Annotated in this window: 12 protein-coding genes and 2 pseudogenes; 10 read left to right on the top strand and 4 right to left on the bottom strand. The window is 37.4% G+C overall.

The genetic code is table 11. The features are described 5' to 3' along the window. Positions 1-32 precede the first annotated feature (32 nt). Positions 33-1,281: pseudogene (gene feoB, locus V3224_RS14390) on the top strand (Fe(2+) transporter permease subunit FeoB); the annotation flags it as partial. Positions 1,282-1,309: 28 nt separating this feature from the next. On the opposite strand, the gene V3224_RS14385 reads toward feoB, so the two are convergent. Then, positions 1,310-2,182 (bottom strand): IS982 family transposase, encoded by an 873-nt coding sequence (locus V3224_RS14385; protein WP_334467716.1) that lies wholly within the window; start codon positions 2,180-2,182, stop codon positions 1,310-1,312. Between the two features lie 116 nt (positions 2,183-2,298). Here V3224_RS14385 and V3224_RS14380 point away from each other — a divergent pair. Together V3224_RS14380 and V3224_RS14375 are read left to right on the top strand one after the other, a co-directional pair. Continuing rightward, positions 2,299-3,324: pseudogene (locus V3224_RS14380) on the top strand (nucleoside recognition domain-containing protein); the annotation flags it as partial. A 252-nt stretch (positions 3,325-3,576) separates the two neighbouring features. After that, complete coding sequence (locus tag V3224_RS14375) at positions 3,577-3,819, top strand: FeoC-like transcriptional regulator (RefSeq protein ID WP_334471349.1); 243 nt, start codon at positions 3,577-3,579, stop codon at positions 3,817-3,819. A gap of 88 nt (positions 3,820-3,907) precedes the next feature. On the opposite strand, the gene bioH is transcribed toward V3224_RS14375, so the two are convergent. Continuing rightward, positions 3,908-4,684: a pimeloyl-ACP methyl ester esterase BioH gene (gene bioH, locus V3224_RS14370; protein WP_334471347.1), complete on the bottom strand. Its 777-nt coding sequence runs from the start codon at positions 4,682-4,684 to the stop codon at positions 3,908-3,910. Between the two features lie 39 nt (positions 4,685-4,723). Between bioH and gntX the strand changes: the two genes are divergently transcribed. The 6 genes from gntX (at position 4,724) to glpD (ending at position 9,868) form a co-directional block, all read left to right on the top strand. Further along, the gene (gntX, locus tag V3224_RS14365) at positions 4,724-5,407 is read left to right on the top strand and encodes a DNA utilization protein GntX (protein ID WP_334471345.1); all 684 of its coding nucleotides are present in this window, start codon (positions 4,724-4,726) and stop codon (positions 5,405-5,407) included. A 58-nt stretch (positions 5,408-5,465) separates the two neighbouring features. Continuing rightward, positions 5,466-6,044 carry a Fe-S biogenesis protein NfuA gene (gene nfuA / locus V3224_RS14360; RefSeq protein ID WP_032115817.1) on the top strand — a complete coding sequence of 193 codons (579 nt, stop codon included), beginning with the start codon at positions 5,466-5,468 and terminating at the stop codon, positions 6,042-6,044. A gap of 94 nt (positions 6,045-6,138) precedes the next feature. Beyond that, a complete protein-coding gene (gene glpE / locus V3224_RS14355) occupies positions 6,139-6,465 on the top strand; it encodes a thiosulfate sulfurtransferase GlpE (RefSeq protein WP_310511022.1) in 327 nt (108 codons plus the stop codon). Between the two features lie 15 nt (positions 6,466-6,480). Continuing rightward, positions 6,481-7,335: a rhomboid family intramembrane serine protease GlpG gene (gene glpG, locus V3224_RS14350; RefSeq protein ID WP_334471341.1), complete on the top strand. Its 855-nt coding sequence runs from the start codon at positions 6,481-6,483 to the stop codon at positions 7,333-7,335. A gap of 17 nt (positions 7,336-7,352) precedes the next feature. After that, on the top strand, positions 7,353-8,111 hold the full coding sequence (locus V3224_RS14345) for a DeoR/GlpR family transcriptional regulator (RefSeq protein ID WP_334471339.1): 759 nt from the start codon (positions 7,353-7,355) through the stop codon (positions 8,109-8,111). A gap of 260 nt (positions 8,112-8,371) precedes the next feature. After that, complete coding sequence (gene glpD / locus V3224_RS14340) at positions 8,372-9,868, top strand: glycerol-3-phosphate dehydrogenase (protein ID WP_334471337.1); 1,497 nt, start codon at positions 8,372-8,374, stop codon at positions 9,866-9,868. Between the two features lie 70 nt (positions 9,869-9,938). Here the strand turns inward: glpD and pfkA are convergent, their stop codons facing one another. Further along, positions 9,939-10,916 (bottom strand): 6-phosphofructokinase, encoded by a 978-nt coding sequence (gene pfkA / locus V3224_RS14335; RefSeq protein ID WP_032115812.1) that lies wholly within the window; start codon positions 10,914-10,916, stop codon positions 9,939-9,941. Positions 10,917-11,559: 643 nt separating this feature from the next. Here pfkA and V3224_RS14330 point away from each other — a divergent pair. Continuing rightward, on the top strand, positions 11,560-12,222 hold the full coding sequence (locus V3224_RS14330) for an acyl-homoserine-lactone synthase (protein WP_334471335.1): 663 nt from the start codon (positions 11,560-11,562) through the stop codon (positions 12,220-12,222). Here V3224_RS14330 and V3224_RS14325 read toward each other — a convergent pair. Beyond that, positions 12,193-12,930 (bottom strand): helix-turn-helix transcriptional regulator, encoded by a 738-nt coding sequence (locus V3224_RS14325; protein ID WP_334471333.1) that lies wholly within the window; start codon positions 12,928-12,930, stop codon positions 12,193-12,195. The genes V3224_RS14330 and V3224_RS14325 overlap by 30 nt on opposite strands. Positions 12,931-12,950: the final 20 nt, after the last annotated feature.

Genomic DNA, 12,950 nt, shown 5'->3' with positions numbered 1-12,950 from the left:
CTATTGCTTATTACTCATCTGACACCAAAACTATGAAACCATTAACTATTGGCCTTATTGGCAACCCTAACGCCGGTAAAACGACACTCTCTAATCAATTAACAGGCGCCCGCCAACGTGTTGGCAACTGGTCTGGTGTCACTGTTGAGCGAAAGGCTGGTCGCTTTGCAACCTCGGAATATGATATTGAATTAGTTGACCTGCCTGGCACCTATTCACTAACCACTATTTCAGAACAGACCTCACTCGATGAGCAAATTGCCTGTCATTTCATCCTAAGTGGCGAAGCGGATATGTTGATAAATGTTATCGATGCCGCTAACCTCGAGCGTAATCTTTATCTAACATTACAACTTATTGAATTAGGTGTGCCTTGTATCGTTGCGCTTAATATGTTGGATATTGCCGAAAACCAAAATATTCATATTAATATTGATGAACTTCAAACACGCCTAGGCTGCCCTATTATCCCTCTAGTTTCGACTCGCGCAAAAGGTATTAGCAAATTAAAACAAGCGATTGATAAACATAGTAATAATCTTATTTCAACCCTCATCCGCTATCCCGATTTTTTGCTCACCGAAGTGGAAAATTTAATTCAAATTATCGACCATAATAAATTCAATCATCAACAGCGCCGTTGGCTAGCACTACAAATCTTAGAAGGTGATATATAGCCTCGAACGTGCCGCTATTTCCACTGATAAATTAGATAAAATTAGAACCCATTTACAATCTCAACAACAAGAAGAGCCTGAGCTCATCATCGCTGATGCACGCTATCAAACTATTGCCAGCCTTTGCGAAGCAGTGATTAATACTGAAACGGCAAAACCGAATGCCTTAACGCAATTTATTGATAACATAGTACTTAATCGCTGGTTTGGGGTGCCGATATTTCTTTTTATCATGTATTTGATGTTCATACTTGCTATCAATATTGGTGGTGCATTACAACCGCTCTTTGAAGGTGGCTCAGAAGCCATTTTCATCCATGGAATTCAATGGATTGGCCATACTTTTAACTTTCCACAATGGTTGACGGTTTTCCTTGCCCAAGGGGTAGGTGGTGGTATCAACACTGTTTTGCCATTAGTTCCCCAAATTGGTTTAATGTATTTATTCCTTTCTGTATTGGAAGACTCTGGTTATATGGCACGCGCAGCATTTGTCATGGATAGACTGATGCAAGCACTAGGTCTGCCTGGTAAATCTTTTGTTCCTTTGATTGTCGGTTTTGGCTGTAATGTACCTGCTATTATGGGTGCACGGACACTAGATAACCTGAGTTCGGGATAAGCATTATCAATTATACTTGAAGATACGTACCTGCAACAGGTATCTTTGGTTTAGATGGCATTAAACAATATGCAACCAGTCCGCCTAATAAATTCACTACAAAGTTAGCCGGAGAGCGATGTCGCGTATGCTCTATTTGACAAAGATTTTTTAACTCATCAAATACCGTTTCAATGACAGAACGATGACGCAAGATGGCTTTGTCGAAACAAGTCTGTTTAATAGGCTTCATTTTCTTCTTGATATTCGTTATAAGGCTAATTCCCATCGTTTTGAGTTGCTGTTTCAGTGAAGCCGATAAATACCCTTTATCTGCGTACAAACAACCAGAAAGATCCTTTGTCAGCTCAGGCAATGGTTTCCGATCATCGGTGTTTCCTGGTGTGAGTCGAAAACTGAGTATTTCCCCCAAATGATTGATAATTACATGAAGCTTGAAACCAAAGAACCAACCTGTTGAATTTTTTCCCCGTTCAGCTATCCCATTGAAGACTTTATGTCTGCGGATCCGTAAGTTATCACACACCGCTATCGGAGTAGAATCGGCAACCGATAGCCCCGTGCATTTTCCCTTAATTGACTCAAACAGTGCCGTTAACGCTAAGGCACTACGCGGAAGTAACTCTACACAGCGTGAATAGGATGGCAAGTTAGGAAATTCCTTCCGGAGATATAAGCGGACATAATAGAGATAAAATACCTTGAATTGCCTGAATCGGAGTTGATGAAACAACACAACCAGTGTCATCATTTCCGCCAACGAAAGCTGAGTAGACCGTCTACGACGCTTAGTACCGTTAGTCAGCAAATATTCATGCATTTTTGGCTCGAAGTCTTTGCAAAAATCATCCATCAGGCAATAAAGTTCAGTAAGATTTTCCATAATTGTTTAACAATGCTCTACTCTTTAACCAGACTGTTAGAGTATTTTAACAAAACAGGCTCATTCAACTATTTGAATATCAAGACTTTCTCTTTATTTCTTATCCCGAACTCAGGTTAGATACTCCTCGTGAACGATTAATCACCGTTTTAATGGCGCCTTTTATGTCTTGTGGCGCCAGGCTGACTATTTTTGCTGTCTTTGCGGCCGCTTTTTTTGGCAAAAATGGCGTAAGTATTGTTTTTTCTCTTTATTTATTAGGTATTGTCATTGCCATCCTAACCGGGTTGTTATTGAAATATACTGTTGCACGGGGCGCATCCTCCCCTTTTATCATGGAATTACCGGTTTACCATGTACCACACTTAAAAACATTACTATTACAGAGCTGGCAAAGATTGAAAGGCTTTGTCTTAAGAGCGGGAAAAGTGATTATTATTTCCAGTATGATTATGGGGGCACTTAATAGTTTTTCTTTGTCCGGTAAAGTCGTTGATAATATTAACCAATCAGCATTAGCGTCAGTAAGTAAAACCGTTACCCCGTTATTGAAACCTATCGGTATCAATGATGATAATTGGCAAGCAACCGTTGGACTTATTACGGGCGCGTTAGCTAAAGAAGTGGTAGTCGGCACATTGAATACACTGTACACCGCCGAAAATATTACTCAAACACCTTTTAATGCCGAGCAATTTAATCTGTTAGATGAATTAGAAGATGCGGTTAATGAAACTTGGGATAGTCTAAAAGAAACATTCAGTTTAAGTGTCTTATCCAATCCTATTGAAGCCAGTAAAGGTGATGGTGATATGGATAGCAGTACAATGGGCGCTATGGCAGCACGATTCGGTTCGTCTTTATCAACCTATAGCTATCTAATCTTTGTTCTACTTTATGTGCCTTGCATTTCTGTATTAGGAGCCATTGCCCGTGAAACGAATCGAAACTGGATGACATTTTCTATTCTATGGGGCTTGAATGTTGCTTATTCGGTTTCTGCCTTGTTCTACCAAATAGCCACTTTCTCACAACATCCACAATATAGCGCGTGGGTTATTGGGATGCTCGTCGTGTTTAACTTACTCACGAGTTTCGCACCAATAAAAAAACGCTCTATTTTTAAGTTTAATTCAGCATAATATGTAAATAGATAAAACCTTATAAATTAAATATAACTTATTGTAAATTAATTGAATTTATGCATTTCAGTAACTTGCAGATTAATCATTACTTTTAAGCCATTTCTAGAATTTTATAGGCCTGTGCGAAACTCGTGTTACTGTTAATTGCATTGTTGCGCCATTCACGTAAACGCATAACACTAAAACTCCATCATAATGTCCATAAATGTAACCACAGCCAAAGTGGTTCATGCCACTAGAGGTAATGAGATGATCAGTTTATTGCAAGTCAGAGATATGGTTGCGCTGTATGGCAGAACGGATGCTTACCAAATTAGTCAGAAATTCTCTGCTTCATTATTACCTATGATTGAGGCTATGTTAGATAAATTAGCAGCCATGGGAAAATTAGAACAAATTGATCAATCATCCTGTTTAACGGGCCATAGTTGTAAGCAATGTCCCGAAATAAAAAAGTGTAACCTAAAAATTTATCAAGTTACTTCTCTCTAATTTATGCAAGTAAGCGATAATTTATTAAAATTATCGCTTACTCGATTAGCATAAAGAATGCTTTTGCTTTTATTCTGACTCCCCATATTCATTTCTCCAATTGACCAAAAAAATCGACTAACAATTGAATAAACTGATTAGGATGAGAAATAAAAGGGGCATGGGCGGCATGTTTTATTACCACCGAAGGCGAATTAGGTAACCATTTATCCAGCATTGGTACTATTTTTTTGGGTACTAAGCTATCAAGGTCACCATAGATACGCAAAAAAGGTTTATTTAAGGTTAATAAAGATTGCCGTAGATCAGTTATTAGCAAAATTTCCAAACCTGCGTTTAACACGGCAACAGAAGGTAACGGCTGCTCTAGTATCACCGATTTTAATAATCGTATATCGCCATTAGCTGTTTTAGTGCCCAATGTTTGCAATACAAGAAAACGTTCTACTGTACGATGAAAATCAACCTGTAATTGTCGTTCAAACCCCTTAAGTACCGTAGGTTTAATGCCTGGCCAATTTTCTTGTTGTCCAAAACAGGGCGATGAAGCCACTGTTATTAAACCTGCTATTTCAGCTTGATGGTTAAGTGAGATGATACTAGCAATCAGTCCGCCTAACGACCAACCTAACCAAATAGCCTGCTTGGGCGCTTTCTGCCAAATTACCTCTGCCATTTGTTGTAGCGACATCGGTGGAAAAAGATTACTACGACCATAGCCAGGTAAGTCAACTAGATGGAGACGAAAATGAGAACCACATTCCACTTCAATGGTACGCCAAACTTCTGCATTTAATCCCCATCCGTGCAATAGCACAATATCTTGTTTTCCTTTACCCAACTGCTGCCAAAACAGTGTCGTCATAGTTATTCTCGCTTTACAGGTATAAAAAAGGACATCATTATGTTAACAATGGCTGGGTATTGTTGGCTATGCCACCAAACACTAAAATATCGCTTTCATGGCATTTGTCACTACTGTTTAAAACATTTACCTTATCTAAAACGAGTTTGTCATCGCTGTGCTTTACCCGTTGAACAATTCACCCTTGCTTGCGGTCGCTGCTTACAAACTCCACCCTATTGGCACAATCCTGTCGCCATTACTCCCTATATACCACCATTAAGCAAGCTAATACAGCAGTACAAATATGAAAAGATAACGCAAATCGCCTTTATCCTTGCAAACTTATTTCTACTCTATTGGCAACAAGGATATCGCCAACAACGCTGGCGTAAACCAGATATCATAATAGCGCTCCCACTGTATCATGGTAAACATTGGCAACGTGGATTTAATCAAGCCAGTTTAATAGCAACTCAATTAGCTTATTGGTTAGGATGCCAATTTCAAACTAATTCAATTATTCGCACTCGTGCTACACTACCGCAAACTCAACTTTCTGCTAAAAAACGTACCCAAAATCTTAGTAAAGTTTTTAGGGTAAAAAAATCGTTTCAAGATTGCCATATTGCCGTATTTGACGATGTCATTACAACAGGAACAACAATGAATGAAGTTGCTAAGTTGCTGATTAGTGCTGGAGCAAACTCAGTTCAAGCCTGGGCAATATGCAGAACCTTGTAGAAAGTAAGGAAAAGAGCGTATGATAAACATACTAAAATGATAAACTTGAGCATCGATTATGATTAATATTACTGAAGCAGCACAAGCTCATTTTGCCAAACTATTGGCAAATCAAGAACCTGGTACACAAATTCGCGTATTTGTCATCAATCCTGGCACACCTTCTGCAGAATGTGGGGTCTCTTATTGTCCTCCTGATGCTATCGAAGCGACGGATATTGAACTTAAATTTGATAAACTTTCAGCTTATATTGATGAAATTAGCGCACCTTTTCTGCAAGAGGCCGAAATCGATTTCGTAACGGATCAATTAGGCTCTCAACTTACCCTAAAAGCGCCTAATGCTAAAATGCGAAAAGTGGCTGACGATGCTCCACTGATTGAACGAGTTGAATATGTTATTCAATCACAAATTAACCCTCAATTAGCAGGCCATGGAGGACGGGTTTCATTGATGGAAATCACTGACGATGGATATGCAATTCTACAATTCGGTGGAGGATGTAATGGCTGTTCAATGGTCGATATTACCTTAAAAGAAGGTATTGAAAAACAGTTGCTAAATATGTTCCCAGACGAATTAAAAGGAGTAAAAGATTTAACCGAACATCAGCGTGGTGATCACTCTTATTATTAAAATAATTACTCATTTTTGCCAATGATGGATACTCTTTAAAAATACAGAGAGTATCTTGTTTTTCCGAATGTAAAATAATATTGTGCAGATTACTATGGATAATTTTCAATTAATTACAGTTGAACAAGCCTATAAACTTTGGCAAACAGGTGACATCATCATGGTCGACATTCGTGACCCACAAAGTTTTCATTCAGCGCATATTAAAGGCGCTTACCATCTCACGAATGAGACCTTAAATAACTTTATTAAGCAAACAGACTTTGACTCGCCGGTAATGATAATGTGTTACCATGGCCATAGTAGCCAAGGCGCCGCACAATATTTAGTTAATATGGGCTTCGAAACTGTTTATAGCATAAACGGTGGTTTTGAAGCATGGTTGAGAGAATACCCACACACCATCAACTCACTCTCGTAAGCGATATAACTGGTTATGATCCATTTAATTTCTATAGCAAATCCTAGATTAGCACAAGCATTTATTGATTATATGGCGATGCAAAACATTGTTATCGAAATGCGCGCAGAACCACAGAGAAAATTTTTTGATCTCTGGCTACATGATGAAAATAAGTTCGATCAAGTGCAGCAAGAACTAAAGCTGTTTATGCAAGATCCTCTTAATTCACGTTATCAGGCAGCAAGTTGGCAAACGGGACATATCGATAAAAAATTTGGCTACCGTAATTATCTCACTGTTGATTATTTAAAAAAACAATCTGGCCCACTAACCATCATCGTTTTCTTTTTAGCTATTTTTATTTATATTTGGATGTTAATTTCCGGTAATGACGCCGTAATGGCTTATCTTGCTTGGCCATCAAGTACTCAGTACACGGAAATCTGGCGAATATTCACCCCCGCCCTACTTCACTTTTCGTTGATGCACATTCTATTTAATTTAATGTGGTGGTGGTATTTAGGTAGTCAGGTAGAACGCCAATTGGGTACAGGTAAACTATTTGTCATTGCTATTGTATCAGCTCTTTTTAGTAATTGGAGGCAATCGCTCTTTAGTGGCTCTGCTTTTGGTGGTCTTTCCGGCCTAGTTTTTTCGCTGATTGGCTACGTTTGGTTAACCGGTGAACGTCACCCAGAAAAAGGTATTTCTATTCCAAGAGGGTTAATGATATTTGCTGTTTTATGGTTATTTCTTGGTTACTTTGATATTTTTGGCATGAAAATAGCTAACACGGCACACACTGCCGGGTTAATTATCGGTTTATTAATGGGATTATGGGATAATAGACATAAACCAAATAATACCAAACATGACCAATACATATAGTGATACTTGAGGTTCTTGTGAAGCAAACTCAACGCCATGATACTATTATCGAACTTGCCCGTATTCAAGGCTATGTAAGTACTGAAAAGTTAGTTGAATATTTCAATGTCAGCCCACAAACTATCCGTCGTGATCTCAATGAACTAGCGGAAAAAAATAAAATTCAGCGCCATCACGGAGGTGCCGCGCTTCCTTCAAGTTCTGTTAATACTGCTTACCACGATCGCAAGATGATGTGGTCGAACGAAAAAGAACGGATTGCTCAACATGTTGCGCGCCAAATCCCCAATGGAGCTACACTATTTATTGATATCGGTACTACACCAGAAGCTGTCGCCTATGCTTTGCTGGATCATAAAAATTTAAGGATCGTCACTAATAATCTTAATGTTGCAACCCTACTTATGACAAAAGAGGATTTTCGTCTGATCTTAGCAGGAGGAGAAGTTCGCAGCCGTGATGGAGGAATTGTTGGTGAGGCAACCTTAGATTTTATAACTCAATTCCGTCTAGACTATGGTATTTTAGGCATTAGTGGTATCGATGAAGATGGTTCATTACTCGAATTCGACTACCATGAAGTACGAACAAAAAAAGCGATTATTGAAAATTCTCGTTGCGTTATGCTGGTTACTGATCACTCAAAATTTGGTCGCAATGCAATGGTTAACCTAGGTAGTATGGAGATGATTGATTATCTTTTTACTGACAAAGCCCCTCCTGCAAACATCCACAAAATGATTGAGCATCATAATGTAACACTTGAAATATGCTAATGCTCACTTTTCGCAGGAGATTTTCTTATTTCCTGCTCTATTCTGTGGCTATACTTCTTAATAAGCTAATATTCTCTCCAGATTAATACTCATTTTCTTAATTAGTTTGCTATTTTTTCTCTATTTTTCCAATAAATGGTAAATAGCTTCAATTTAATGGTTTTTCTTCAACTTAATAATAGTTGGCTTTAGAATCTAATTTGATTAAAATTGTGAGCGAAAACGAACATATTTGAGCAATCTCGAACATTGGGGGACGCATGAAAACAAAAGATTTAATTGTGCTAGGTGGTGGTATAAATGGTGCAGGTATTGCCGCTGATGCTGCTGGTCGAGGATTATCAGTATTACTATTAGAAGCTCAAGATCTTGCTAGCGCAACTTCTTCTGCTAGTTCCAAACTAATCCATGGCGGATTACGCTATTTAGAACATTATGAATTTCGTTTAGTTAGTGAAGCGCTTGCCGAACGTGAAGTTTTGCTTAAGCTCGCTCCTCATATCGCTTTCCCTATGCGTTTTCGCCTACCTCATCAACCTCATCTTCGTCCTGCTTGGATGATACGTGCTGGCCTTTTCCTTTATGATCACCTCGGTAAACGTACCAGTCTACCCGGAAGTAAAGGACTAAAATTTGGTAAAAACTCTGTCTTAAAATCAGAACTGACAAAAGGTTTTGAATATTCAGATTGTTGGGTAGATGATGCACGGTTAGTTGTCCTCAATGCACAAGAAATTCTCAGACATAAAGGTGAAGTTCGAACTCGCACTAAAGCGACGAAAGCCTGGCGTGAGAATGGGCTGTGGGTCGTAGAAGCAGAAGACTTACGTACGGGCAAAAAAGAAACTTGGCAAGCAAAAGGATTAGTAAACGCAACAGGACCTTGGGTTAAATCTTTCTTTGATGAAGGGTTACAATTAAAATCTCCCTACGGTATCCGGCTAATTAAAGGTAGCCATATTGTTGTATCTCGTGTACACGATGGCTCACAAGCTTATATTTTACAAAATGAAGATCATCGTATTGTCTTTGTTATACCTTGGATGGACGAGTTTTCTATTATCGGTACTACCGATGTCGAATATCAAGGTGATCCAAAAGATGTTCACATAGATAATAATGAAATCAATTATTTATTAAAAGTTTATAACGATCATTTCAAAAAACAGTTAACACAGCAAGATATTGTCTGGACTTACTCTGGGGTACGTCCATTATGTGATGATGAATCTGATTCACCTCAAGCTATTACACGTGATTACACCCTCGACATCCATGATGAACAAGGAAAAGCACCTTTACTATCTGTTTTCGGCGGTAAATTAACCACCTATCGTAAACTTGCAGAACATGCGATAGATAAATTAGCTCATTACTATCCTAATGCCGGTAAAGCGTGGACTAAAGAAGCAACGCTACCTGGTGGTGATATCGAAGGCTGTGATCGTGACGGTTATGCCCAACTATTACGTAAACGCTACCCATGGTTACCAGAAGGCATTGCATTGCGATATGCCCGCACTTACGGTAGTAATAGCAATTTGATCTTAAAACAAGCACAATCGTTATCAGATCTAGGTGAAGCTTTTGGCCACAATTTATACGAAGCTGAATTACGTTATTTAGTCGAAAATGAATGGGTTACAGAGTTAGATGATGTCATCTGGCGCAGAACCAAATTAGGTATGTGGCTCAATGATGATGAGAAACAACGAATAACGCAATGGTTAACTAAAAATACAACCATCACGCAATAAAACCATATAAGCCTCATAAATTTATGAGGCTTATATCGAAACTTTATCAGCTACAACCCGCTCAAACCAGTTAATAAAGTTTCTTCGCCGTATCTAACCAATCCTGCTTAAACTTACGTTGCATATTTTCAACTGCATCAATAATATCATGATGAACCAGTTTATCATTTTGAATACCAACACAGCGCCCACCATACCCCTGTAAAAGTAACTGAATAGAGTAAGCACCCATACGGGATGCCAGAACTCGATCACTCGCAACTGGGCTACCACCTCGCTGAATATGGCCTAAAACCGTTGCTCGTGTCTCATGCCCCGTTGCTTTTTCAATATATTTTGCCAATTCATTAACATCATAAATATGTTCAGTAATGGCAACAATTGCATGACGTTTACCTCTTGCTAAGCCAGATTTAATTTCTGTCAGTAACTCTTCCTTATCAAAAGGTATTTCGGGCAATACCACAAACTCACAGCCGCCAGCAATAGCCGCGGATAAAGTCAAATCACCACAATGACGCCCCATTATTTCAACAATCGAAATACGTTTATGGGAAGTTGAGGTATCACGTAAACGATCAATTGCCTCAACAATAGTATCCAAAGCGGTAAAATAACCAATCGTATAATCAGTACCGGCAACATCATTATCAATAGTTCCGGGTACACCTATACAAGGGAAACCCGCTTCAGTGATCTTCTTTGCGCCACGATAAGAGCCATCTCCACCGATGACAACCAAGGCATCAATATTATGTTTTTTCATATTCTCAATAGCTTGGGTTCTTACCTTCTCACTATCACGAAATTCAGGAAAACGGGCAGAGCCTAAGAAAGTACCGCCGCGATTAATAATATCAGAAACACTAAAACGGTTGAGTTTTTTTATTCGATTTTCATAAAGTCCCATATAGCCGTCATAGATACCATAAACTTCTAAATCTTCAGAAAGTCCCATGCGCACAACACTACGAATAGCGGCATTCATTCCTGGCGCATCACCACCACTGGTTAAAACGCCAACTTTTTTTATTCCTTTTTTGTTCATGGTGACCTCTGATTTAATATATTGCCATAAGTATAAAAACCATAATTTCATTCATTTCGTTTATGGCTATAACTGGCTGAATTGATTCGGCTTACTACATTATACGATAAAACTTTTACCGAATGCTTAAATTATTAACTTTCTTTGATAAAGGTAAAATTTAGTATAAATATTGCAAATGCTATCATGAGAATAATTAAATAAAAAAATGTCTAATCATTATGTTAATAAATTATATATTTAGCGGATAACTCAGTTATCTTAATAGATAGTTTAATTTTTTTTATACTATAAATATATAGATTACTTTTCTTAAACCAGCGCTATCAATAAAACACTTTTTATGTCTTTTTAATATAGCTAACTTTATCTATAAAAATTTTTAACTTTTAATTAAAAACTGTCCGATTAATTTACACCTCCGATTTACACTTCCCATAAAATATTCCTTATGAGTGAGTTAGTTCCATCGAAAAATGCATATATAAACTTAACACCACTAGTGTACAAAAAATTACAGAGAAGGCAAAATATAATAGGCATTATTACCGATAGTGGAAATCGAAAAATAGTATCGCTAGATAGAAATATTTTAGTAATTTTAAATATAGGATCTCCGAGTAAATGAAATAATGGAGAAAAAATGTTAGAAATATTCGATGTGAACTACAACCTTTTGACTGAAAAAAAATCAAAAGAATTATTTACGCTAAGAAAAGAAACATTTAAAGATCGCCTTAACTGGGCAGTTAATTGTATTAATGGTATGGAGTTTGATGAATATGATAATGACAAAGCTAACTATCTATTTGGCGTAAGAAGTAACACCATCATCTGTAGTGTTAGATTTATTGAAATGCAATTTCCTAATATGATCACAGGCACATTTGCCCCTTTTTTCAAGCATCTCAATCTCCCTAAAGAAAACTATATTGAATCAAGCCGCTTTTTCGTGGCCAAAGACCGAACAAAAGAACTAAATTGCGACAAACATCCTGTCTTTTTTATACTATGTCTAGCAATGATTAATTATGCGCAAAAAGGCGATTATGATGGGATTCTTACTATTATCAGCCATGGTATGTTAAAAGTAGTAGAGCGATCCGGTTGGGAGGTTTCAATCATCGAACAAGGTTTATCAGAGAAAAATGAAAAAGTTTATCTACTGCTTTTGCCTATAGATTCTAAAAATCAAAATAAGCTAATTGGAAAAATAAGGAGCCATTATGACAGACTTGTTAATAATAATTTAAAAAAATGGCCATTGATATATCCGTCATTCGGAGATAGGCTTAATGAGTTGTAATTCGACACCGAGTCTTATTGCATGCTTAGCATTCATAACGCCTAATTTTTTCACAACACTGCCAATATGAAATTTTACTGTACCCAATTTTATACCTAGTATGGTTGCAATTTCCGCGTAAGTTTTTCCCATACTAACCCAATATAAAATTTCATTTTCGCGGGGTGAAAAACAATCTTTTCCACTTGCTGGGTTCTGATAGTTTCGTCTAATCATCTCTCGATACAGAGAGGTGATTTTTTCATGAACATCAAGAAGAAGCATATGCAAATCATTTTTATGATCTTTTATCCTTTTTTCTATTTCCACAACTTCCGAACTGATCATGACAATTGATAACATAGCAAGGAGATTATTATAATCGTGTAATACAAAAGTATAGCCATTTACAACATTATAATCTTTTGAAATATTAAAAATTTTGGAGAAATCAACATTAGAATTAACAGACAAACTTTCGTCCCACTCAAAAGGAGAAACTCTATTAAGAGCAAAGATAACAACGGGATCTATTTGTTGATAATTCCTTTCCTTATATATCTCAACCCACTTATCTGGATAATTTGTTATCGCAAACATTTCCGCTGGATTTCTTTTATTCAGGATTATATATGCATACCTAAATTTCCCAAAAACAGCTAATTCTTTATCTAAGTAGTTTTTTATTACATTATTTATCGTATCATTATCAAAAAACGCCTTTGACATCCAGTAATTCCCCCCAAAAT

The sequence above is a fragment of the Arsenophonus sp. PmNCSU2021_1 genome, from assembly GCF_036919435.1.
GTDB classification, from domain to species: Bacteria; Pseudomonadota; Gammaproteobacteria; order Enterobacterales; family Enterobacteriaceae; genus Arsenophonus; species Arsenophonus nilaparvatae.
The sequence above is the reverse complement of the archived record's forward strand: the minus strand, read 5'-3'. Positions and strand labels throughout refer to the sequence as shown.

Excerpts from the sequence above, each read along its gene's own strand:
- V3224_RS14385 (WP_334467716.1), bottom strand. The coding sequence starts at position 2,182 with ATGGAAAATCTTACTGAACTTTATTGCCTGATGGATGATTTTTGCAAA.
- V3224_RS14375 (WP_334471349.1), top strand. The coding sequence starts at position 3,577 with ATGATCAGTTTATTGCAAGTCAGAGATATGGTTGCGCTGTATGGCAGA.
- bioH (WP_334471347.1), bottom strand. The coding sequence starts at position 4,684 with ATGACGACACTGTTTTGGCAGCAGTTGGGTAAAGGAAAACAAGATATT.
- gntX (WP_334471345.1), top strand. The coding sequence starts at position 4,724 with ATGTTAACAATGGCTGGGTATTGTTGGCTATGCCACCAAACACTAAAA.
- nfuA (WP_032115817.1), top strand. The coding sequence starts at position 5,466 with ATGATTAATATTACTGAAGCAGCACAAGCTCATTTTGCCAAACTATTG.
- glpE (WP_310511022.1), top strand. The coding sequence starts at position 6,139 with ATGGATAATTTTCAATTAATTACAGTTGAACAAGCCTATAAACTTTGG.
- glpG (WP_334471341.1), top strand. The coding sequence starts at position 6,481 with ATGATCCATTTAATTTCTATAGCAAATCCTAGATTAGCACAAGCATTT.
- glpD (WP_334471337.1), top strand. The coding sequence starts at position 8,372 with ATGAAAACAAAAGATTTAATTGTGCTAGGTGGTGGTATAAATGGTGCA.
- pfkA (WP_032115812.1), bottom strand. The coding sequence starts at position 10,916 with ATGAACAAAAAAGGAATAAAAAAAGTTGGCGTTTTAACCAGTGGTGGT.
- V3224_RS14330 (WP_334471335.1), top strand. The coding sequence starts at position 11,560 with ATGTTAGAAATATTCGATGTGAACTACAACCTTTTGACTGAAAAAAAA.
- V3224_RS14325 (WP_334471333.1), bottom strand. The coding sequence starts at position 12,930 with ATGTCAAAGGCGTTTTTTGATAATGATACGATAAATAATGTAATAAAA.